Source organism: Moorena sp. SIO3I6 (genome assembly GCF_010672095.1).
On sequence record NZ_JAAHHU010000072.1, the window covers coordinates 1 to 22,171 of the forward strand.

20 protein-coding genes and 1 pseudogene are annotated in these 22,171 nt (G+C 42.9%); 10 read left to right on the forward strand and 11 right to left on the reverse strand.

Annotation, left to right across the window (positions count from 1 at the left end):
• Window positions 1-268 precede the first annotated feature (268 nt).
• The gene (locus F6K49_RS20380; protein ID WP_293099538.1) at window positions 269-2,377 is read left to right on the forward strand and encodes a protein-disulfide reductase DsbD domain-containing protein; all 2,109 of its coding nucleotides are present in this window, start codon (window positions 269-271) and stop codon (window positions 2,375-2,377) included.
• A gap of 183 nt (window positions 2,378-2,560) precedes the next feature.
• A complete protein-coding gene (locus F6K49_RS20385; RefSeq protein ID WP_293099541.1) occupies window positions 2,561-3,256 on the forward strand; it encodes a redoxin domain-containing protein in 696 nt (231 codons plus the stop codon).
• Between the two features lie 12 nt (window positions 3,257-3,268).
• Here F6K49_RS20385 and F6K49_RS20390 read toward each other — a convergent pair whose 3' ends face one another.
• Together F6K49_RS20390 and F6K49_RS20395 are read right to left on the reverse strand one after the other, a co-directional pair.
• A complete protein-coding gene (locus F6K49_RS20390; protein WP_293099544.1) occupies window positions 3,269-3,412 on the reverse strand; it encodes a hypothetical protein in 144 nt (47 codons plus the stop codon).
• A 218-nt stretch (window positions 3,413-3,630) separates the two neighbouring features.
• Window positions 3,631-4,536: a LysR substrate-binding domain-containing protein gene (locus F6K49_RS20395; protein ID WP_293099547.1), complete on the reverse strand. Its 906-nt coding sequence runs from the start codon at window positions 4,534-4,536 to the stop codon at window positions 3,631-3,633.
• 627 nt (window positions 4,537-5,163) lie between these two features.
• Between F6K49_RS20395 and F6K49_RS20400 the strand changes: the two genes are divergently transcribed.
• The 3 genes from F6K49_RS20400 to F6K49_RS20410 all read left to right on the forward strand — a co-directional run bounded on the left by F6K49_RS20400 (window position 5,164) and on the right by F6K49_RS20410 (window position 6,882).
• Window positions 5,164-5,832: a nitroreductase family protein gene (locus F6K49_RS20400; RefSeq protein WP_293099550.1), complete on the forward strand. Its 669-nt coding sequence runs from the start codon at window positions 5,164-5,166 to the stop codon at window positions 5,830-5,832.
• The gene (locus tag F6K49_RS20405; protein WP_293099553.1) at window positions 5,798-6,085 is read left to right on the forward strand and encodes a hypothetical protein; all 288 of its coding nucleotides are present in this window, start codon (window positions 5,798-5,800) and stop codon (window positions 6,083-6,085) included. Before F6K49_RS20400 ends, F6K49_RS20405 begins: the two co-directional genes overlap by 35 nt.
• Before the next feature lie 71 nt (window positions 6,086-6,156).
• Entirely contained in the window at window positions 6,157-6,882 is a 726-nt protein-coding gene (locus F6K49_RS20410) for a pirin family protein (protein ID WP_293099556.1), read from the forward strand.
• Between the two features lie 473 nt (window positions 6,883-7,355).
• Here F6K49_RS20410 and patD read toward each other — a convergent pair whose 3' ends face one another.
• The gene (gene patD, locus F6K49_RS20415; RefSeq protein ID WP_293045186.1) at window positions 7,356-7,730 is read right to left on the reverse strand and encodes a heterocyst frequency control protein PatD; all 375 of its coding nucleotides are present in this window, start codon (window positions 7,728-7,730) and stop codon (window positions 7,356-7,358) included.
• Window positions 7,731-8,166: 436 nt separating this feature from the next.
• On the opposite strand from patD, the gene F6K49_RS20420 reads away from it, so the two are divergent.
• The gene (locus tag F6K49_RS20420) at window positions 8,167-10,431 is read left to right on the forward strand and encodes a bifunctional (p)ppGpp synthetase/guanosine-3',5'-bis(diphosphate) 3'-pyrophosphohydrolase (protein ID WP_293099559.1); all 2,265 of its coding nucleotides are present in this window, start codon (window positions 8,167-8,169) and stop codon (window positions 10,429-10,431) included.
• 156 nt (window positions 10,432-10,587) lie between these two features.
• On the opposite strand, the gene F6K49_RS20425 is transcribed toward F6K49_RS20420, so the two are convergent.
• Window positions 10,588-11,544, reverse strand: a complete 957-nt coding sequence (locus tag F6K49_RS20425; RefSeq protein ID WP_075905271.1) for a ribonuclease Z — start codon at window positions 11,542-11,544, stop codon at window positions 10,588-10,590.
• A 747-nt stretch (window positions 11,545-12,291) separates the two neighbouring features.
• On the opposite strand from F6K49_RS20425, the pseudogene F6K49_RS20430 reads away from it, so the two are divergent.
• Window positions 12,292-13,530: pseudogene (locus tag F6K49_RS20430) on the forward strand (transposase).
• A gap of 137 nt (window positions 13,531-13,667) precedes the next feature.
• Window positions 13,668-13,925, forward strand: a complete 258-nt coding sequence (locus F6K49_RS20435; RefSeq protein ID WP_293099576.1) for a hypothetical protein — start codon at window positions 13,668-13,670, stop codon at window positions 13,923-13,925.
• A gap of 351 nt (window positions 13,926-14,276) precedes the next feature.
• On the opposite strand, the gene F6K49_RS20440 is transcribed toward F6K49_RS20435, so the two are convergent.
• The 6 genes from F6K49_RS20440 to F6K49_RS20465 form a co-directional block, all read right to left on the reverse strand.
• A complete protein-coding gene (locus F6K49_RS20440; protein WP_293019490.1) occupies window positions 14,277-15,098 on the reverse strand; it encodes a phytanoyl-CoA dioxygenase family protein in 822 nt (273 codons plus the stop codon).
• A gap of 72 nt (window positions 15,099-15,170) precedes the next feature.
• A complete protein-coding gene (locus tag F6K49_RS20445) occupies window positions 15,171-16,253 on the reverse strand; it encodes an ornithine cyclodeaminase family protein (protein ID WP_293019488.1) in 1,083 nt (360 codons plus the stop codon).
• Between the two features lie 166 nt (window positions 16,254-16,419).
• Window positions 16,420-16,551, reverse strand: coding sequence for a hypothetical protein (locus F6K49_RS20450; protein WP_293019486.1), 132 nt, complete (start codon window positions 16,549-16,551; stop codon window positions 16,420-16,422).
• Window positions 16,552-16,755: 204 nt separating this feature from the next.
• Window positions 16,756-16,902 carry a hypothetical protein gene (locus tag F6K49_RS20455; protein WP_293019485.1) on the reverse strand — a complete coding sequence of 49 codons (147 nt, stop codon included), beginning with the start codon at window positions 16,900-16,902 and terminating at the stop codon, window positions 16,756-16,758.
• Window positions 16,903-16,993: 91 nt separating this feature from the next.
• Window positions 16,994-17,245, reverse strand: a complete 252-nt coding sequence (locus F6K49_RS20460) for a hypothetical protein (RefSeq protein ID WP_293019484.1) — start codon at window positions 17,243-17,245, stop codon at window positions 16,994-16,996.
• 314 nt (window positions 17,246-17,559) lie between these two features.
• Window positions 17,560-19,344, reverse strand: coding sequence for an iron uptake porin (locus tag F6K49_RS20465; protein ID WP_293099583.1), 1,785 nt, complete (start codon window positions 19,342-19,344; stop codon window positions 17,560-17,562).
• Window positions 19,345-19,660: 316 nt separating this feature from the next.
• On the opposite strand from F6K49_RS20465, the gene F6K49_RS20470 reads away from it, so the two are divergent.
• Entirely contained in the window at window positions 19,661-19,804 is a 144-nt protein-coding gene (locus F6K49_RS20470; RefSeq protein WP_293099587.1) for a hypothetical protein, read from the forward strand.
• On the forward strand, window positions 19,794-21,260 hold the full coding sequence (locus F6K49_RS20475; RefSeq protein ID WP_293099590.1) for an effector-associated domain EAD1-containing protein: 1,467 nt from the start codon (window positions 19,794-19,796) through the stop codon (window positions 21,258-21,260). Before F6K49_RS20470 ends, F6K49_RS20475 begins: the two co-directional genes overlap by 11 nt.
• 44 nt (window positions 21,261-21,304) lie before the next feature.
• On the opposite strand, the gene F6K49_RS20480 is transcribed toward F6K49_RS20475, so the two are convergent.
• Complete coding sequence (locus F6K49_RS20480) at window positions 21,305-22,078, reverse strand: hypothetical protein (protein ID WP_293099593.1); 774 nt, start codon at window positions 22,076-22,078, stop codon at window positions 21,305-21,307.
• Between the last annotated feature and the right edge of the window lie 93 nt (window positions 22,079-22,171).

The following is a 22,171-nucleotide window of genomic DNA, read 5'->3' on the forward strand; positions in this document are numbered from 1 at the left end:
TGATTCGGCTTTTGAGTATGGTTAGATAAATTTGGCCAAAATCACGACTATTCGCGCTCCTTTTCTCCCCATCTCCCCATCTCCCCATCTCCCCATCTATTTTTGGCCAGAATGAAACAGCCCTACCAACTTTGGGGGGAACAAGAGTTAATTGGCTTCAGTCCCCCAAAATTGGGGGACCCACGGGGGCTTGGATGTAGCAAATGAGACTTCTCAGACAACCTCTTAGAAAAATTGTGTAGGTTAAACATGTATCACTAGAGTCATCATGTTGCACCAACTCCTCACCTGGATCATAGCCCTAGCCCTAACCCTCTCCACTACCTTACTACCCATTGCTCCTGCCTCGGCTAAGCCAGTCCAAACCGAGAACGTCGAGGTGCAATTGATCAGCGAAGTCATCAATATTCAACCTGGAACCCCTTTCTGGGTAGGACTACACTTCAACATCAATCCCGGCTGGCACACCTATTGGCGAAACCCTGGTGACTCGGGTCTTGGAGCTACCCTTAACTGGAACCTACCCCCCGGCTTTGAAGTGGGAGACATCGTTTGGCCCTATCCCCAGCGGCTACCCCTTGAGCCATTAATGAACTTTGGTTATGAAGAAGAGGTTACCCTACTCAGCCAAATCACACCCCCAGCCAACCTAGCTACTCCCGATTCTCTCCAACTCCGAGTAAAAGCGGATTGGCTGGTCTGTGAAGTAAACTGTATTCCGGAAGAAGGCACCTTCAACCTCACCTTACCAATTACCTCTAGACCTCCCTTAGTCAACCAACAGTGGGTAAACTTATTTGAGCAAGCCCGTCAAGCTCTACCCAAACCTTCCCCATGGAAAGTCACGGTCACTATCGAACCAAAAGACTTAACCCTGCAAGTTGAAGCCCCGGAAATGGAAGAGGCTCAAATCCAAGAGGTCATCTTTTTCCCACATCAAGACGGTATCATTAGCAACCCAGCGCCCCAAAACCCAGAACTTAATCAAGATGGAATCACCTTGCGATTGCAGCGAGGCTATCTTAGGAAACTCGACCCAATCACTGGAGTGCTAGTGATTCGAGAATCCCTAGACAACCAATCCGTAGTCCAAGCCTTCACCATTGAAGCCGCAGTAAGCAATGAAATAGGCAAAACTGCCGCAACCCCAACCCAACCCCGATGGCAAGTGCTCCTGCTAGCACTACTCGGAGGCATAATCCTCAACCTGATGCCCTGTGTCTTCCCAGTGCTATCTCTCAAAGCACTCAACATAGTCCAAAAATCCCAGAAAAGTCCCCAGCAAGTGAGACGGCATGCGATCGCATTCACCGCAGGCATTCTCGTCAGTTTTACCGTAGTCGCCAGTGTGCTATTAATTTTGCGATCGCTAGGGCAACAAATCGGCTGGGGATTCCAGCTACAATCCCCCGTTTTCGTTACCTTAATGGCATATCTAATGTTTGCCGTTGGCTTAAGCCTATCGGGAGTCTTTATCTTCGGTGCTTCAATCATGGGAATTGGGCAACGATTAACCACTCGCTCAGGATACATCGGGGAATTTTTCACAGGAGTCTTTGCCACCGTAGTCGCCACTCCCTGCACCGCACCATTCATGGCAACCGCCCTGGGAGTAGCCCTGACCCAATCCGTACCGATAGCGATCGCAATCTTTGAAATGCTCGGTCTTGGGCTAGCCCTGCCCTACTTAGCCATTAGCTTCACCCCAGGATTGCAGCGTATTTTACCCAAACCAGGAGCATGGATGGAAACCTTCCAACAGCTTCTGGCATTCCCCATGTACGCCGCAACCGCCTGGTTAATCTGGGTATTAGCCCAGCAAACTGGAACCAACGGTTTAGCAGCCGCCCTAGCAGGGCTAATCCTAATTGCCTTTGCCACTTGGCTGCACCAAAAAACCCGCCTACTCCCCCCTCTAGGAAAGCATCTTGGCTCAATCTGCGCCTTAGTCGCCCTAGGATTTTCCCTAAGCTTAGCCCAAGTTTCCAGCACCACTCCTACTCCACTGACCCATAATCAAAATCAGGGCATCAAATGGCAAGCCTATACAGCTAAACGACTAGTTAAACTAAGGCAATCAGGAAGCCCAGTATTCCTGAATTTCTCAGCCTCCTGGTGCATTACCTGTCTAGTTAATGAGCGTGTCGCCCTCAACCAGCCAGAAACCATAGCCGCCTTTGAGTCTAAAAAAATTGCCCTACTCAAAGCCGACTGGACTAATCGTGACCCAGCCATCACCAAAGCTCTAGAATCCTTTGGACGCAGTGGCGTACCCCTTTATGTATTGTATCCAGGAGACTCAGAATTCACCAAGCCCATTATACTACCTCAGATTCTATCCCCAGATCAAGTTCAACGTGCCATCAAAAAACTATAGCAAAGGGAACAGGGAGTAGGGAGTAGGGAGTAGGGAGTAGGGAGTAGGGAGTAGGGAATATGGCATCAAAAATTATCACAATTCATTTAGAATCCTTATAGAAAATTTAGGTAGAATTTAAGGAGATGGAAAATAACAAGTAACAAGTAATAATAAACAATCAACAATCAGCCATCAAAAAAAATGAACAATGTTATCAAATTAAACGGTCATAAAATTACCACCACTGGATTAGTAGCCCTAGCCTTAATTATCACTGGATGCCAGAATACTCCCGTCACTAAAGATTCCAACACTACAAGTCCAGCCTCCACCGCAATTGCAGCATCATCACCATTACAGATTGATCAAAAAGCACCAGAATTCACTGGAGTTGACAGCAACAATACCACCCACAAGCTCAGTGATTTCAAAGGCAAAGTCGTAGTATTGGAATGGACTAATCACCAATGTCCCTTTGTCCGCAAACATTACAGCAGCGGTAACATGCAGAAACTTCAGAAAGAAGCCACCAGCAAGGGAGTAGTGTGGTTATCAATTATCTCCTCAGCTCCAGGACAGCAAGGTCATGTCACCCCTCAAAAAGCCAATGAATTGATTCAAAGCAGTAGCGCTAGTCCCACAGCAGTAATTATAGACTCCGAAGGCACCATTGGTCGTCTATATCAAGCTCGCACCACACCCCATATGTATGTTATTGATACTGATGGAGTCTTGAAATACATGGGAGCAATTGATAATAAACCCTCAGCTAATCCAGCCGATGTAGAAACTGCTACCAACTATGTCCGAGCTGCTTTGAATAGTGTTATCAATAATAAACCTGTGGAAAAAACAGTCACTCAGCCTTACGGTTGCTCGGTGAAATATAATAGTTAAAGACAGCGGTTTTCAATTCGGTGAGGTACTTTTGTTCTGGGTGTTAGGGAGCAGGGAGCAGGGAGCAGGGAGCAGGCAAGAGGCAAGAGGCAAGAGGCAAGAGGCAAGAGGCAATAGGCAATAGGCAATAGGCAATAGGCAATAGGCAATAGGCAAAAAATTATGTGTACCTAATAGCTATGAAAAACGCTATATTATATTTGAATACAATAGCTAAAGGTTCAATGTTGAAGATTGTTCGCCCTTGGTGTCATTACTATTGTCAAAGAAATAGGGTTCCGTGTAGGAATTGTGAGAACTTTTATTCTCTGTTCCCTAGTCCCTGTTCCCTGTTTCCTGTTCCCTGTTCCCTGTTACCTGTGCTAAAGTATTATTCACACATCAATTATATTCGCTGTATCTCTAACAACTTGTAAAAATTGCTCAAGAGTAGGACAAAGATTAGTAATGCGCCATGCGATCGCTAACACAATCTCTGCCGTAGAAGGTTGTACTGAGCGATAGACTACCCCATCTCGACGAAAACGTCTGATCGAATTGGGTAATAGAGCAATTCCCATACCCGCTGCCACAAATCCCAACATCAGTTGGGTTTCATTGGTTACTTGACTGACCTCAGGAGTAAAGCCAGCCTGGTGACAGACACGAATCACCGCCGAATATAAACCACATTGATCAGTATTTAATCCGAGAATGAACGGTTCATCCTGGAGTTGCTGTAGTTGCACCTGATCTTGACTAGCTAGGGGATGAGTTTCAGATACCGCCAACACCAACGGTTCTCGGAGAATCGTTTCCACCATCAGTGATTCATCTACCTTGCGAGGCACAATAAAACCCAAATCAATCCGTTGCTCCAACAATGCCTGAAGTTGTTCCCCAGTTGACATTTCCTTAGCCACAATGTGTACATCAGGGTATTGCTGCTTATAAGTTTGAATCGATAGCGGGACAATATCAGCTGAAGAAAACCCCTCAAACCCCAAGATAATCTGGCCAATTTCCCCACGACTAGCTCGCTGAGTAACTTGAACACCCAAATCCACCTGCTTCAGGATCCTTCGCGCCTCTAACACCAACGCCCTACCAGCTTCAGTTAGTTGAATCTGGGGCTTGGTACGATGAAAAAGTTGTACCCCTAAGCTTTCCTCAAGGCGTTTAATTTGACGACTCAAAGGCGGTTGAGCAATATGAAGCCGCTCTGCAGCTCGCCCAAAATTCATCTCTTCCGCCACGACCAGAAAAGTCTTAAGATGATTAAGTTCAATGTTAGATAGCATCAATCATACCTTTTGAGGTATCAAGTCCCTCCAAAAATTATATTAGACAAAATTCACATTACTACCTAAGATCGTAATATAGAGATTTTAAATTTTGTGAGGTACAGAGTACCTGGTTTTAGGTAACAGGTAACAGGGAACAGTAAACAGTGAAAAAAGAAGAGGTAATCAGGACACAATCCTGGGTATATCATTATAATATAAACCGTTATATAAGCATCTATGGAGTAAAAACATCAAGTAATTTCTATGATGAACTGCGTTACCAAATTATAGAATTAGTAAGGGAAATATGAACTAGGGAATAGGGGGTTGATCAAACTCAAATTTATTTCTCGAAAAACTAGAGTTTTAAACGGCGACCAAATTGCTAATTTAGTCAACACTATCTATCCAAGTTTTGCTTGGCATTGACATCTAGTCAAATTGCCTCTTTACTAAGATTACTCTTTGCCTAATATTAGGCGTCAACCGTAAACTTTCAACCTGTCAACCTTCAACCTGTCAACCTGTCAACCTGTCAACCGTAAACTTTCAACCTGTCAACCTTCAACCTGTCAACCTGTCAACCGTAAACGTTCAACCTGTAAACCTTCAACCTATAAACCGTAAACCTTCAAATAACTTATGACCACAGAATTTTACCCCTCAATCGGATTAAAAGAAGCAATAGAACAGCGTCGTGCTGCCCGTTCATTTCGTCCTGATCCAATTCCCAAAGAAATCTTAACAGAAATTTTTCGCTTAGGAGTGCGATCGCCTTCCGGTTTTAATTTACAACCCTGGCGCTTTATAGTCCTACAAGAGCAAGCTAATAAAGAAAAGTTAAGAGCCTGTGCCTTTGATCAGCGTCAAGTAACAGAAGCTCCAGTTGTATTAATTTGTTGTGGCGATCGCCGAGTTACTCAAACCGATTACATTGAATCGGTGATTCAACTTGGTAAAAATGTTGGTGGAGTCAATGATGCTTATGCAGATTTTATGCGTAGCTCAATTCCTCAAATGTTTGAGTATCATGTCTCCTTTCAATCCCCCGAAACCTGGACAAATCGTCACACTATGTTAGCCGTTGCTCATTTAATGATTGTGGCAAAAAGCTTTGGGGTTGATACCTGTCCCATGGAAGGATTTGTATCTGCTCAGGTTAAAGAAGCATTTAACATTCCTGCGGAAGTAGATGTGTGTTGTTTACTCCCCATGGGATACGCCAGTGAACCCTTTAAACTCTATGGTGGACGGTTTGATATCGAACAACTGTACTATGGCGAGAGCTTTGGAGAATCATTCCAAGTCTAGTATAGCGGTTTTCAATTTGGTAGGGAGTAGGGAGCAGGGAACAGGGAGCAGGGAGCAGGGAGCAGGAAATAGAGGGCAGGGAACAGCGATAATCTCTTTACCTCATAGTTATGAAAAATCCTGTAATCACCAATCACTAATTACCAATTATAGCGTTTTCCATACTTATCAAGTATATTCAATTTTGTTACCCCTACTCCCTACTCCCTACTCCCTACTCCCTACTCCCTACTCCCTACTCCCTACTCCCTAACTGTCATAACCATGAAATTTAAATGAATACTAATTTACCAATAACTAATCAAACATTTGGAGGAAAACCAAATGACTGTAACCACAAACAATCAAAAAATAATCAAAATTCGTAAATCCTCTGAAAGAGGACATGCTAATTACGGTTGGCTCGATTCTTACCACACCTTTTCCTTTGCTAACTATTACGATACCGCTCATATGGGATTTCGCCAACTGCGGGTAATTAATCAAGACCGGATTGAAGGTGGAACTGGATTTGGAACTCACTCCCATAGAGATATGGAAATTATTTCCTATGTCCTAGAAGGAGCCCTTGAGCACAAAGATACCCTTGGTAATACAACAGTTATTCGTCCTGGTGAAGTGCAACGGATGAGTGCAGGAAAAGGTATTGCCCACAGCGAGTATAATTATTCAGCCACTGACATCGCCCATTTTCTGCAAATCTGGATTTTACCGAATAAAACTGGATTAACACCAAGCTACGAGCAGAAATTTTATGTACCAGAAGAAAAGCAGAATCAATTAAGACTAGTTGCTTCAGAGGATGGACGGGATGGTTCTGTGAGCATTCATCAAGATGTTAATCTCTATGCCACGAATCTGGATGCTGGTGCATCAGTAGTAACCCATGCTAATCAAGATCGTCATATTTGGGTACAAGTAGCACGAGGTCAGGTCAAGTTAGATAATTACTTGCTACAAGCTGGTGATGGTGCTGCTATTTCTCAAGCGGAATCTGTGATGTTAGTGGGTCAAGAGCAAGCAGAAGTGTTGCTGTTTGATTTGGCCTGAATCCACATGAGCATCTGTAAATCTGAAGTTACCCGTTTCCCAGTCCCAGTTTATTGTAAGCATTCAGTTATCAACTCCTCTATCAAATACTCATAAGTATAGCGCTACGCGCAAGGCATGCATGCATGCATGCATGCATGCAAAAGTTTACTATAATAGCTTTTCATATTGTATCAATGTCAAACACCTTAATGCGTAGTGCTATAACCTTTTGAATCAAGCAATTGAATCAAGGAAAACTTAGGCATTTTCATGAAGGTCAAGAGTAGATGAATAGTGCTGGAAACCCCTCACGAAACTAATAGCTAAAAAATTTTGTAATTAATTATTTTCAATTAACCCTCAGAAACCCCACTGGTTTAAGACACTGGTGGGGTGAATTTGTTATTGGTGATTGGTGATTTACGAAATATCATTTGATGTTTCGTTTAAGTGATGTTTCGTTTCAGCTGCGTAAGTCCTAGGCAGGAGTATTATGGTTGTTCTTGAGATTGTTGCAGCCACCCTTGGCAGTACTGAATCAGGGTCTGAATGCGATCGCATACTCCCTTCTGCCTCAATTTGGCTGTCTCAGCACTCCGGGATGCCTGCAGAAGCATCAGGTCATTTTCCAATAATCGGATCTGTTTGTGAATTTCGGTTTTTAGGGACTGCCATCGAGAGACATAATCGAGAGGTATGTCTGAGGCACTAATACTAGCGATCTGAGTGATGAACAGCCCCTTTAGTGCTTGAAACTGCTGCTGATTTGCTGATCGGGCCACATCATCAGCGCCAATTTTGTAGTACATTTGTTCTAGGGCTTGTTGGAATTCTCGTAATGGTTGATTATGTGATTGAGATAACATTGTGAGCCCTATTAGCGTAAAATTATAAATGTAAAGAATTTTTTCTTTTTAAACAGGACTTACGCAAATGCTCCCTAAATCTCCCAATTCTGGGGGACTTTGACATCATTACCCCCCAAAATTGGGGGGCAGGGGGGCAAAACCAACTAAACTTCGTAAGTCCTATTAAAGACAAGGTAGTTACCAAAACAACAATTTGGCTCTGCCACTTAAATATTGAAGCAAGCTTCCATCTCTTTAAACTTGAGGATCCGGACAGCATTCTGGCTTGACGAAAAAGGAGGGTGAGAGGAAGCTTTACTTACAGTGATTGCTTACTCAGAAGGGTTTGGCTGCATGGATAGGCTTGCCGCCCTTCTGAGTCAGTACTCATTTTGCTAGATTTCGGTTTTCCTCGACTCCAGTATCTATTTTTTTCTCTGAGGGGCAAATAATTATGGACGCGATCGCCACCTACTCTATTCTGAATTTTAACGTTGAGATTCCTGACTGGTTGCAAGATTGCTTAAGAGCCGCTTCATCAGCGGCAGAGGAACCAGTCGGTGATCATACTTTGTTAATCGCTGAGGCATTTAAATTTGCTTACCAACTCCATGAAGGTCAGTACCGCAAATCTGGAGAGCCTTACATTGCCCATCCGATTGCAGTGGCTGATCTATTAAGGGATTTGGGCGGCAACTCTACTATGATAGCGGCTGGATTCCTGCATGATGTAGTTGAAGATACGGAAATTACTCCAGAAGAAATAGAATCCCGGTTCGGAGTGGAGGTACGAAATTTAGTAGAAGGGGTAACAAAACTATCTAAATTCAACTTCTCCAGTAAAACTGAGCGTCAAGCCGAGAACTTCCGCCGGATGTTCCTCGCCATGGCAGCAGATATCAGGGTAATCGTTGTGAAACTGGCAGATCGATTACATAATATGCGGACCTTGGAATACTTGAAGCCAGCAAAACAGGGTCAGATTGCCCAAGAAACCCGAGATATCTTTGCCCCCCTAGCCAATCGGTTAGGAATTGGTCGCTTCAAGTGGGAACTAGAAGATTTAGCCTTTAAATATCTGGAAAGGGATGCTTATCGGGAAATTCAGTCCTTGGTAGCAGAAAGACGCTCAGACCGGGAACAGCGGCTGAAGGAAGTCTCAGAACTTTTGCGAGAGCGCATTGAGAAAACCGGTGTTCATTGCGTTGATCTTAGTAGTCGCCCCAAGCACCTTTATGGAATATATCAGAAAATGCAGCGCCAGAACAAGGGGTTTAATGAAATCTATGATCTTGCTGCCATGCGGGTGATTGTGGAAACTAAAGAGGAATGCTACCGAGCCTTGGCTGTTGTTCATGATCTGTTCAGACCAATTCCAGGTCGGTTTAAAGATTATATTGGTTTACCCAAACCCAATCGCTATCAATCCCTCCATACCGGAGTGATTGGGTTTAATGGTCGCCCGATCGAAGTCCAAATTCGCACCCTGGAAATGCACCATGTGGCGGAATGGGGTATTGCGGCTCACTGGAAGTATAAGGAAACGGGTGGCTCTAATACTACTAAATTCACGGCTGATGATGAAAAGCTGACTTGGCTGCGGCAGTTATTGGAATGGCAGAAAGACCTGAAAGATGCTCAGGAATACATGGAAAACATCAAAGATAACTTATTTGATGAAGATGTCTATGTATTTACACCAGATGGTGACGTAGTCGCTTTGAGTCGGGGAGCAACCGCCGTAGACTTCGCCTATCGGATTCATACCGAGGTGGGAAACCATTGTGCTGGTGTACGAGTTAATGGTGAGTGGCGGGTACTCGATTGTCCTCTAAAGAATGGGGATATTGTAGAAATTCTCACCACCAAAAACGCTCACCCTAGTCTAGATTGGCTCAACTTTGTGGTAACAGCCAGTGCCAGAAATCGTATTCGGCAATGGTTTAAGCGATCGCATCGGGAAGAAAATGTGGCTCGGGGTCGGGAACTCTTAGAGAAGGAACTTGGGAAAAAAGGATTTGAAGCCTTGCTCAAATCAGCACCAATGCAAATTGTGGCGGAGCGCTGTAACTACCACAAAGTAGAGGATTTACTGGCTGGTCTGGGTCACGGTGCAGTGACACTCAACTTTGTAGTGAAACGACTACGGGAACAACTACACGCTGGTTTAGACAATGAGCCAGAAGAAAGTGAAGTGCTCCAACAGTATACTAGCTCTACCCCCATTCATCCCCAATCCCAACTTCCTAGTAAGAAACATCCTATTGCTGGTGTAGAAGGATTACTGTATCGCCTTGCTGCATGTTGTAACCCCTTACCAGGAGAATCTATCATTGGGGTGGTCACTCGCACTAAGGGTATTTCCATTCATCGCCAAGGATGTGTGAATGTGGAAAATGTTTTAGGAGAAAGACTAGTACCGGTCAGCTGGAATCCCACTGATATCGATGATGGGCGTCCCCAAACCTACCCGGTGAATGTGCAAATTGAAGTCATTGACCGGGTTGGTGTCTTCAAAGACATTCTCTCTCGCCTAAGTGACCAAAACATTAATGTCCGTAAAGCTCAAGTCAAAACTCAGTATGGCAAACCAGCTCTAATTGACCTGTGCATTGATATTCTCGATCACCAACAACTCAACCGCAGCTTTGCCAAAATCCAACACATGAGCGATGTGTTAAATATCCGACGTGTTTCTCAGGTGGAGGAATGTAATTGAAGGTAAGAAGGTTAGGAGGTTAAAGGTTAGGAGGTTGAAGGTTGAAAGTTAGAAGGTTGTTCGCTTAGCGTGGCCTTTTGGCCAAGGTTGAAAGTTAGAAGGTTAACACTCAGCACTCAACATTCAACAGTCAACATTCAACTCAACAGGTAACACTCAACAAACCACTTGTTTTTCTTCTGAACGTCGTCTAGGCACCTCATAGGTGAAGAAATCATAGGCTAAGATGGTATTTGGGAAAATTGCCCGTGCTTCTTGAAGCAAATCATCTAACCTCAGGGGATTTCCTGGAGCATAACGAGGACTGAAATGGGTCATAATTAGCTGTTTGACCCCTGCACCAAGGGCAACTTGAGCTGCCATGGTAGACGTAGAATGTAAGCGCTCAATAGCCATCTGAGCGTCTTGATGGGCAAAAGTAGCTTCGTGAATCAAAACATCCCCATCCTTTGCCAGTTCAATGGCCTGCTCACAGAAGATAGTATCGGTACAATACACTACTTTACGACCAGTTTCGGGTGCTCCACACAAGTCAATGCCCTTAATCTCACGCCCATTAGGTAGGGTAATCGTTTCTCCCCGTTTGAGTTTACCGTAAACCGGACCAGACGGAATTCCTAATGCGATCGCTTTTTCTACATTAAACCTGCCCGGTCGGTCTTTTTCACAAACTCGATAGCCAAAGGCTGGTACACGATGCTCCAGGGGTAGACAGCTAACGGTAAATTCCTGGTCTTCGTAGAGTAAACCAGGTTTTATCGTGTGAACCTTGAAGGGGAATGCCAAATGGGTGCGAGAGTATTTTAGGCAAGCTTGGAGATAACTATCTAAACCCGGTGGTCCATAAATATCAACCCTGTCGATGTTTCCCGCTAAGCCACAGCTTGCCAACAGACCTGGCATACCAAAAATATGGTCCCCGTGGAGGTGGGTAATGAACATTCGTCGGATCTGGCTGGTTTTCAGGTCACTCCGCAAAAGTTGATGCTGAGTACCTTCGCCACAGTCAAACAGCCAGACTTCTGCACGCTGAGGTAAGCGCAGCGCTACACTGGACACATTGCGCGATCGCGTTGGGACTCCGGAGCTAGTTCCTAAAAATGTAATTTCCACGCAGCCTGTTTTTGAATCTTCCTCTATATATAGTACACAGGCTCAGTCTGATCATGCTGAGTGCTAAATTGCCTGAGATACAAAGTTCTGGATTTTAGGGAACAGGGAATAGGGAAGAGGAAACAGCGGATCTGGAAAAAAATCCTGTTTACCTCATTACTATGATTAACGCTATATAACGTGACATGGGGTAAGCATTCAGCCGTCAGCTAATGCGCTACGCGCAAGCTACTTAAGGTACTATCAGCTTATGCTTCACAGCGTCGTTCGCACAGCGTGGCCAAAGGCCAAAGCCTGTGCCACCCTACTTGATGTGCTAGCAGGCGGGAGAACTGCAAGGGGTCAGATGAGTAAAACGAGCAGGGATTTTCAACCAGCCGTACCAGCCCGTAAGCTTGTTTACTACTTCCGGTTCATTAGCTGACAGCTGTTCGCGTAGCGTGAGCTAAAAGCTCACGGCTGATAGCTGAATGCTTATGACATGGGTTTATAAAAATCCCCCAAAGCCGAAAACCCCGTGTCTAATGACCGGGGTCTGAAATTACCGTAAAAGAGTGGAGCCTTTATGGTCGAAACGGTTATGCGTCAAAGTTTCAAGTCTTTGTAATAAGGCGACCCTCTGAAAGGTTTCGTCTCCAGAATGAAGGCTAACAGCGGCTTGACGCGCCGTGAGAAAAATATTTTTATATTTCCGGCAATTTTACTCTGTGTAGTGTAGACTAAAGTAGTAGTTAAAGGTCGATACTAATGATTGTTTTAGAGTTCAAGGCAATTGGCAAACAAAAGCAATATTTAGCAATAGAAGAAGCGATTAGAACAGCTAAATTTGTTCGCAATAGCTGTATTCGCTATTGGATGGACAATAAAGGTGTTGGAAAATTAGACCTCAACAAATATTGCACTGTCTTAGCAAAGCAGTTCCCGTTTGCCAATGAATTGAACTCTATGGCTCGGCAAGCCAGTGCTGAACGAGCATGGTCATCAATTGCCCGTTTCTACGAAAACTGTAAGAAAAAAGTTCCCGGAAAGAAAGGTTTTCCTAGATTCAAAAAACATTTTCACTCAGTCGAATACAAGACTTCTGGATGGAAATTATGTTCAGATAAAAAGTCAATCATTTTTAGTGACAAAAAAGGGATTGGGAAACTCAAAATCAAAGGAACATGGAATTTATGGCGCTTTGACAAAAAGCTAATCAAGAGGGTTAGGATAGTCCGTCGATCCGATGGTTACTATGTTCAGTTTTGCATTCAGATCGATATCAATGAGTCTGTTCCAGCAACAGGTACGACTATTGGCTTAGATGTTGGGTTAAAAGACTTCTACACTGACTCGAATAGCAATACTGTACCTAATCCTAGGTTTTATCGCAAAGGGGAAAAGCGTCTAAAGTTCTATCAACGTCGAGTTGATCGAAAAAAGAAAGGCTCTGCTAACCGCAAGAAAGCAATTAATAAACTTGGTAGGACACACCTTAAAATAAGTAGGCAACGTGTTGGCGAAGCCTGCGCGTAGCGCATAGAACATGCAAAGGGACTTGCACGTTGCGTAGTCCGGTCTAACGACCTGGTAGCCTATGAAGATTTAAGGATCAAGAATATGGTTAAAAACCACTGTCTTGCCAAGTCTATTAATGATGCAGGTTGGTATCAATTCCGGAAATGGATGGAATATTTTGGCACTAAGTTTGGCAAGGTAACTGTTGCGGTTAACCCTGCCTATACTAGTCAAAATTGTTCTAATTGTGGTGAAGTAGTTAAAAAATCTCTATCAACTAGAACCCATGTTTGTCAGTGTGGTTGTTCTCTCGACAGAGACCACAACGCTGCAATCAACATCCTAGAAAGAGCCTTAAGTACGGCAGGGCATGTCGGAACTTTGGTCTTAAACGACCCAAACGCTTGGGGAGATTTGGCCTCTACTGTGGCTGGTGCAAACTTGTCACAGCAAGCCGAGTCGTTGAACCAAGAATCCCCGCGTCTTTAGACCGGGGAGTGTCAAGAGTTGCTAGAGCAAGCTTTGCCAATTGTTGGTGTTCAAGGGATTGCTCAGCAGCTGGAGCGAGCACACAAGTGTTGGGAAAAACACAAGGTATTAGGATTAACCCCTAATATCAAGTCCGCTTGAATACCGATCATATTCCCTACTCCCAGATCCGCTGTTCCCTATTCCCTATTCCCGTCTTGATGCAAAGCGCGAGTGGGGGAAACCCCCTGTTCCCTTGCTGCATCGCTGTCAGCCATGCTTTGCGCGAGTGGGGGAAACCCCCAAGACCACGCTGCATCGCTTCTATTTTCCCCACCCCCCACACCCCACACCCGATACCCTGTCTAGTTTTTAGCCTTGTTGTCACCCCCTCAGGGCACGACCCCGTAATTTAATTCGCCATAGGAAAGCGCGCCTCCATTGATTAAGGCTCAACTGTCTTACGGTAAATTCAAACCATGAGCGACTGCATCAAGACAACGAAAGTATTATCAACGAGGCCTAAGAGCTAGATCGCTTATAGAGTCAACGTTTTAGCTTATTTCGTCACCCCCTCAGCTTTTGTTGTATAGCTTTCAAAAAAAAATCCCCAGTCAAAATAAAATTGCTACACTCAAAAAAACAATCACCCCATCAATCATTTGTAGCAAATGTTTAAATATTTCATATTACTACTTTTTGAGGGAGCTAGGTTCGTAGAAAGTAGCTCCCTGGCTAAAAATTATTAACTTAAGAGCAGCTTGCTACTAGACCAACAAAACTTCATCCGATAAAGGTTCTATTGGTGTATAATTGCGAGAGGCTTGAAATTCAGGACGTGGATTTTCTACAGGAATTGGAAGATTTTTAACGCTGTTGTACTTGATCACCAATAATGTCCGATCAAAGGGAGACATATTCGAGTTTGAACCATGAACGCAATTAGGATGCATAAAGAGAACTGAACCGGCTTTTCCCTTTGGTGCTACAATACCATACTGATTTATCAATTTTTCAACTGTTTCGCGATCAACATGATAAGTCTGGTTCGTTTTAATATGTCGAAGCCATTCTTCTTCGCTCTCATCAGTCTCACTATCTGTTACAGGATTCAAAACGCTAACGATACCTTCCTTATGAGAACCGGGAATTAACATTAACGGCCCATTAAATTCGTTAACTTCATATAAGAAAACAAGCGCAATGACTAGCTGAGGTGTGGGAATACCATCTTCTGTCTTAAAAAATACATAATCTTGATGCCAGATCCAAACATCATTTTGCCAGGCTACTTTGGGATTAATTTGGCTTTGATGAATATAGACCTGGCTCCCCAGAATTTTCATTATGGGTTTAACAATACAAGCATGGTGGGAGCAACGTCGAAAAATTTCGTTTTCAGTATGTACACCTAGAACTGTGCGGATCTGGTTTTCATTTCCCTCAATAATTTTTCTAGGTGTTTCCTGGGCATATATTGTCCGCAGTTCAGTTCTCATGCGATCTATTTCTGCTTCGGAAAAACAGTTTTGCACTAAGAGATAGCCAAGGTCATGATAAGTTTGCAATTGTTCGTTGCTGAGTTGCATGGAAAATTTCTCCTTGAAACTAAATACTAACGAGCTTTCCTGTGCGTCATTTGACCCACGCTTATTTGTGGTTTAACTTACTGCTAATGGTTCTGGCTGTGCTGACGAATGCTGCGCTGAACTGGTCATAAACTCGTATGGGTTATACGGATCTTTCGGACAATATTCAAGTTGCAGACGTTGACCTAAGCCGTGAACCTGTACCAATTCCTGCATAATTGCCAATGCGACATGGTCTTCTATTGCCAATCCCGTAGAGTCAAATATTGTCTGCTGTTCTCGCCAATGATAAAACTTTTCTGGTCGCTCAATCACTTCCATTAAACTCGGCCCGATTTCCTCCGGTTGTAATTGCTGAGATTCCCCTTCAACCAAGGCTTGTTCGGGAAAGTCTGGGCAGACAAAACTTTGTTTGAGCAAAGATAGGGGCAACTCTGTTTTGCCGATGATATCTGCACCTACGGCATTAATATGAACGTGAGGTTTGAGGTTTTCACCGGTCATGACGGGATCTGCTCCTTCATCAACCGAAGTTGCTGTGCAAATAATATCAGCATTGCGTTCGAGTTCTTCTAGGGAACAACTCCGAACTGATAGCCCTAAAAATGCTACTCGTGAGGAGAATGAGCGAGCTACATCTGGGTCAACATCAAAAACTAAGACCTCTCGCAATGGAAACACTCGACTCAACCCGTGTAACTGAGTGACTGCCTGTGCTCCTGCTCCTACCAGTCCAACAGTAGCACTATCAGGATGGGCTAGAATCTTGCTAGCTATGGCTGAAGCAGCTCCTGTCCGAATAGCAGTTAGGGTCACAGCATCACACAGAGCCACTAAATGACCGTTGTTAAAGTCATACAGGCTCGTCGTTGCTAAAACCGTAGGGATGCCGATTGTCTCAATATTGTCTGGCTGATAGGCAACTACTTTGATTGTGACCGACTGGTCTGTTTTTCTCATGTAGGGCATCCATTCGACACAAGCACAGGATGGTTTTTTGACAAATCCCGCCCGCGATCGCAGTTCCCCTTGACCTCGATTCACTTCCTTGAACGCTTCGGTCAAACTAGCCATCATCCTGTCCATTAAGGAATCAAGCCCAACTTGCTTGACAACTTCAGCAATATCTTCAGGCCTAATTAAAAGAGTTTCCATGATTTTGTTATATGGGACGAACTCTGCCCGAGTAATCAACACTGAATCATTATACAGAACATTCTCTGTCTAGCCTAGAATTAGACCTCTCCAAAAACTTGAAAGTCTTTCAGTAACTGCTTTTCAGCCCTCAAATTGACCAAGTCAATTTTACGTTAAATTAACGCTATAGCAATTCTGCGACTTCTGAGGTACACAATGTCTGGATTTTAGGGAACAGGGAACAGCGGATCTGGGAACAGGGAAGACATAAGAAGGAATAGGGATGCCCTGCATTAAAACAGGGAATCAACGTCAAAGAATACTGTACCTCATGATTCCTAGAAACGCTATATAATAGGCTTTACGAAGCTATTGATGTTAATTTAGCGTGATTTGCGCGGTCTTGGGAAGGCAGCGCGGTCTTGGGGAGGCAGCGCGGTCTTGGGGGTTCCCCCCGGAGACGAAACCTTAGACAGTTGAGCCTTTATGGTTGGTCGGCTATGCAAAAAAGGGGTAAAACTTATTGATTAGCGTGATTTGCGCGGTCTTGGGGGTTTCCCCCACTCGCGCTTTGCATCAAGACAAGGCTCAACTGTCTTACGGTAACTTCTAACCATGAGCGACTGCCGTGGTCTCCCCCATGAGCGACTGCCGTGGTTTCCCCCACTCGCGCTTTGCATGGCTGACAGCACCAAAAGTATGAGCAGATACAACCTCAATTGTTTCAGGACTTTCAGACGCTTTTATTACTTGTAATACTAAGGCTCCTGAATCCAGCCATAGACATCCATCACCCACCTCATAAAACCTTCACCTCGATAACCGCCATCAACCCAAATTTTGATTAATCGGTGAAATCTGTCTCTAAGTCCATGGAGTTGGTCGAACAATAATTTAGCTCCCTCTCGTTCTGGTAAAGAAGCTGCACTGACGGCTACAACCAAAATACAAACCATGGGATACCACCACCAGATGACGCTTACGACCTTTAACCTGTTTGGCAGCATCATAGCCCACTTCCAGATGAATCATGGTTGCGGTTTCTACTGATTGGCTATCAAGAATCGCTGCACTCGGACGCTTGTTTCAGCTATCAGCTTTTGAATAACAGAGGTAACCATTGGTTTAATCTGAGTTACGTCAGCTGATGGCTATCAGCTTATGCTTAGATGGACTTTTCTGTTGACTTTCAATTCTCATTCATCTATCAATATTAAATTATCCCATTCCCGTAGCGTGGCCATAGGCCAAACAGGTTTATCTTAAGCTGTCAGCTGACGGCTGAACGCGCACGCGTGCGCGTAGCGCATATGCTTACAATAAATCAAAAAATAAATTTAGTTTTTAGCATTGGTACTACGATACTATTGTTGTTACTGTTGTGTTCGGGAGATATAATTACAAATAGACCAGGAGTGATGGAAATATTGTCATTAATTTGGTAGCGATAAAAGGTCTCTAAGTGATAAGAGACATCCGAATCTTGACGACTGTTAATATCATTTTCAGCTAGTCTAGGGGGCATTCCAAACACGAAGCCTAATTCATTACCTTCTTTGCCTAAATCTGGAAATGCCATGGTTATCGCCCAAGTCCAGATATCAGCTTTAGCCCCCTTTGAGCCATCCAAACCACTTTGGCGGGGAGAGGATTCGGCGTTGGCATTGATATAACTAAGCCAACCCCCAAGGGCAAAACCAGGACTAAATCGATATCTCCCTTGTAAGCCAAACCCATTAGCGGAGGTGGCGGTTTGATCACCAAATGGTGCTTGGGAAAATTGACTGCCAGTACTGCCAGTGAGATCAATCCCTGAGTTTGGTTCAGGAGAATAGTAATGGACATAATTTAATCCAATACCTAAACGCTGATTTGGTGTTAAGGTTAGCTGAGTGAAAGCACCAAATTGACCATTAAATAGCCCATTACCTTCGGTAGGATTAGAGATACTAGCGGCACTACCTAAATAAGCTACACTGATTCTAATTGAGTCATTAAATTGATAACGAATAGCAGCGCCACCACCTTCAGCTAGGCGATAAAGGGGGTTATGTACTCCAAAACGGGAGAGGGCTGAGACCGGATTGAGCGGGTCTGTAATCTCATCGGCTGAGAGACCGGCTGCTGCAATATGAGCTTGAATGCGATCGCTAATCGGGAATCGGTAATATAGTTCGGTTATGACAAAGTCCTGGTCAGTATTTGTGTCAAAGTCATAGAGAGTCATGTCTGTGCCATCGAGGGGGTTATTCAATTCAGGCACATCGGTGGCGTCGATTCTAGTGCGTAACAGGTCTTTACCGGTGAAACTGGTATCAAAGGATAATAGGGCAAGACCTGTGAATGTAGTGGTAAGACTATCGTCTTGAGTTGGGTCACTGCAACAAGGGGCAGCTTTGTTATCAGTGAAGTAGTCAACCAGGATAAAGTCTACTTCGCCATTGAGCTTAGTCGTGGTGGAAAACTCAGTAATTTCGACTTCAGCAGTACGAGCGGTTACAGCATCGAGGTTACCACGCAGTCGAGCTAGTTCGAGGGTAAACTCTCCTTGCAAACCCTTGATTGCCTCTAGATCCTCTTTAGAGTAGGAAGATGACAAATCGGGAGCAGCAATGACCTTACTGAGCTGATCGAAACAGGCATTGAGAGCAGCAGCAAATTCATAACGGTTGAGGGCACGATTGCCACGATAGCTACCATCAGGATATCCTGCCATACAACCGTAGCGCTCTACGATAGATTGTAAGGCTTGGTATGCCCAATCTGTGGGCTGGACATCCGATAACTGGGATACTGATGTGACTTGAGCCATCGGATCATCTGTCTGTTCGATATTGGGTTCGATATGGGGAGTTAGTTCATGGTCAAACCCTTGTGTACTTGTTGGTAATTGCGTTATTGGTGATCCTGGGAACAACTGGTCAACAGGTGTCACCTGCTCCATCACGCCCACAGAGATGGGGGGAAGTAACTCTACTGCTACGGATAATTCCTGGGCTGTTGTAGACTTTGGTTGAGATTCATTGGCTAGACCATTGGGAGTTAGTAGAAAGGCTGCAGCGATCGCAGCTGGAGTTACATGGGGCAAGCTCCAAGTCAGTTTGGGCATTGGTTAGATAGTTCACTACTCACACCTAAAACATTGATATAATGGCGCAAATTTCAGCAATTTGCCCAGTAGGGTGATGGTAACAGGGGTAGTTTTTTAGATTAGGGTTAAGCGGGAAGTGTGGGAGGTGTGGGGGGAGAGGAGTTAGATATCCAACTGCTGTTTTTACACTCAAACTTATTTGATCTGGCTTATAACGCTTGTCTATGGCACTGCGATATAGTTGAAACCAGCCTATCGGCGTTCCTCTTACTCATATAAGATTACAGAGGGTGAATTATAGTAATTTTTCGTCTAATCAGGTACATTAACAACAATGAGCAAACCAGTTACGAATATCCTTAAAGGAGATTTGACTAAACACAAATTCAATAGCTTACTTGCCCATCGGGTCGCACCTAAAAGCGATCGCATCAGTAGTTCTATTGTTGACAGGTATAGAACTATATATGAAGGTTAAAAATATCCCCGATTATCTCCTTGAGCGTATAGAATCAGCCCTATTTAATGTTTTCCCTGCTAGAAGAAAAAATGCTGGAAATACCCCTGGTTATCTCATTGAGCAGATACAGTCAGCCCTGCTTAGTGCTTTCCCTGAGCAACAAAAATTACAAGAAATGCTACAATTCAAATTCAATAAAAATCTGCCAGAGATTGCTACTGGTGACAATTTGAGTGAAATTGTCAACAAAGTGGTCAACTATTTTGATAGTCAAAATAAGTTAGCCGAATTAATTAATGGCGCACGTGAAAAAAATCCCGGTAATCATGAATTAAATGCAATCCAGAAAAAACTTGAAATTACGACTAGTTTACTCGATATATTGTATCCTTTAGAAAAAACAAATAAGCCAAGGCAAACTATTTATATTTATAGCGATTATTTAAATAATAAATTATTAGATAATGATAATCTGGAAGATAAAATCTATAAAATAATTGAAAATTTAAATGAAATAATATCTAATTTAGATACTATACTTGATGAAAATTTTTATAGTGAAAAACCTATCATAGAATTTGCTTATTTATTTAAAAATAAATATATTTATTTTTATCAAGATAATGATGATTTTAAAGAAAATACTGAAAAACTAAATCAATGGTTAAAAACCCAGTCCAAGAGGAGTAAAGCAAGCTATATAGTAAGCTATATAATAAGATTGGTAAGCAATAAACGCTTACTTGAATTTGATTATATAGTATTACGTATATTGCCATTACTCTTCATTAATATTACTGGGGCTTGGATAATAGAATTATTGACTAATCAAGAATGGGTTAAGCAGTATAAAGCCCTTAGCATGTTGGTTTTTATACTATTTACAATTATAGCTATTATTGATTTATTTAAAAAATCAAATTTAAGACTGAACCAAATAGGCTCAGTTAGCTTAGTAATCTTGGTGATAGTAGGAGAAGCATTTATATTTAGCATTCTTCCCACTAAAACAGTAAAGTTACCTCAAAACTTTCACAATTACCCAGAAATCGTAAAAGTTTTTGAACAACAGCATCTAACTAAACCTAATAAATTAAAGACAATATTTATACATAAAGCTGAAGTAATAGATAAATTTATAAAATCCCCGGGTCAAGATGATGAATCACATGAATTACACGTATTACTTAGTGAGGTGGAATGGAGCAAGCAGGAAAAACACTTAAAATTTCTCAAGAGAAACTATAAAGGATATATCAAATTCAAAATTATTTATAAGCCTAATCCGACTGGAAATTTTCAAATAAAAAATACTCAAATAATTGACTATTCATTTAGACCTGGTAGTGGGATATTATCCTTTGTAATAGGATTCGGAGAAACAGCATATTTGGTGCCTCGACAACGAAATGATGTTATCGAAGAAATAAATAAAATTATTAGAGATAACCAAGTTTTAGAAAAGCTCAAATAAATCTGACTAAGCTATTAAGCATTAATGCCTAACAGCTTAACTAATTATTCAAAGGTTATGGTCTTAGGTAAATCAATTACAAAGTTCAGCCCTTTTGGAGTAACATCGGCGTTAATAGAAACACCAGCCTTAACAAGTTTATCTAGGGTAATTCCATAGGGTTTCAACTTTTGATCAACCCCCGCATCTTTAAGATAGGAAATCAAATTGACACCATCAAAATTTGCCAAACCCTTCTTGACCGCTTTAACTGTTTGATTGCGAAATACACCTTCAAGAAGAGTCAAAGCATCAGAATACCATCCCCGTCCACGCACATTATGGTTACGGTAAGCAACTTGTAAATCGTTATGACGTATAGCAATACCAAGACTGACATCACCACTAGGTGTTACAGAAAAGAGACGAGTACACTCTCTGCCAACACCTGGAATCTTGATGCATTCATACTTACGCAAATTGACGGTAAAGGCAAATGTTGCTCCACCATGGTCAATAGACTGAAGATTAATATCGTTTATCTTCCACTTGTTATAACGAGTATTCTTGATGTAATACCCATCATATTGATTGATAGACTTAACTAAATCTTCCCGGAATTTTTCAATTGGCAACGTTCCTCGAATTTGTGCTTTGGTTAAGTCCAACTCAATTGGAAATCCAATCTGATTGGTGAATACGTCTAGAGACTGGGCAACGAGGGGAACATTACCATCAGGGAATTGGCTCTCTGCATGAAGATCACCAGCCAGAGCAATGGTTAAACCTAAAGAGATGGAAAAAGCACTAAAAATATTTGCTAGATTTTTATCCAACATAAATCCTATCCTTTGTCGGTATCAGCTAGTGTTGATTGGTATTTTTAAAATTACGGAGACTAAAATTAGCTGAACGCCTTGGAATAAAAAGTA

Coding starts and splice junctions, on each gene's coding strand:
- F6K49_RS20380 (WP_293099538.1), top strand. CDS start 269: ATGTTGCACCAACTCCTCACCTGGATCATAGCCCTAGCCCTAACCCTC.
- F6K49_RS20475 (WP_293099590.1), top strand. CDS start 19,794: ATGAAGGTTAAAAATATCCCCGATTATCTCCTTGAGCGTATAGAATCA.
- F6K49_RS20440 (WP_293019490.1), bottom strand. CDS start 15,098: ATGCAACTCAGCAACGAACAATTGCAAACTTATCATGACCTTGGCTAT.
- F6K49_RS20385 (WP_293099541.1), top strand. CDS start 2,561: ATGAACAATGTTATCAAATTAAACGGTCATAAAATTACCACCACTGGA.
- F6K49_RS20400 (WP_293099550.1), top strand. CDS start 5,164: ATGACCACAGAATTTTACCCCTCAATCGGATTAAAAGAAGCAATAGAA.
- patD (WP_293045186.1), bottom strand. CDS start 7,730: ATGTTATCTCAATCACATAATCAACCATTACGAGAATTCCAACAAGCC.
- F6K49_RS20460 (WP_293019484.1), bottom strand. CDS start 17,245: ATGATGCTGCCAAACAGGTTAAAGGTCGTAAGCGTCATCTGGTGGTGG.
- F6K49_RS20465 (WP_293099583.1), bottom strand. CDS start 19,344: ATGCCCAAACTGACTTGGAGCTTGCCCCATGTAACTCCAGCTGCGATC.
- F6K49_RS20420 (WP_293099559.1), top strand. CDS start 8,167: ATGGACGCGATCGCCACCTACTCTATTCTGAATTTTAACGTTGAGATT.
- F6K49_RS20410 (WP_293099556.1), top strand. CDS start 6,157: ATGACTGTAACCACAAACAATCAAAAAATAATCAAAATTCGTAAATCC.
- F6K49_RS20395 (WP_293099547.1), bottom strand. CDS start 4,536: ATGCTATCTAACATTGAACTTAATCATCTTAAGACTTTTCTGGTCGTG.
- F6K49_RS20470 (WP_293099587.1), top strand. CDS start 19,661: ATGAGCAAACCAGTTACGAATATCCTTAAAGGAGATTTGACTAAACAC.
- F6K49_RS20445 (WP_293019488.1), bottom strand. CDS start 16,253: ATGGAAACTCTTTTAATTAGGCCTGAAGATATTGCTGAAGTTGTCAAG.
- F6K49_RS20480 (WP_293099593.1), bottom strand. CDS start 22,078: ATGTTGGATAAAAATCTAGCAAATATTTTTAGTGCTTTTTCCATCTCT.
- F6K49_RS20405 (WP_293099553.1), top strand. CDS start 5,798: ATGGCGAGAGCTTTGGAGAATCATTCCAAGTCTAGTATAGCGGTTTTC.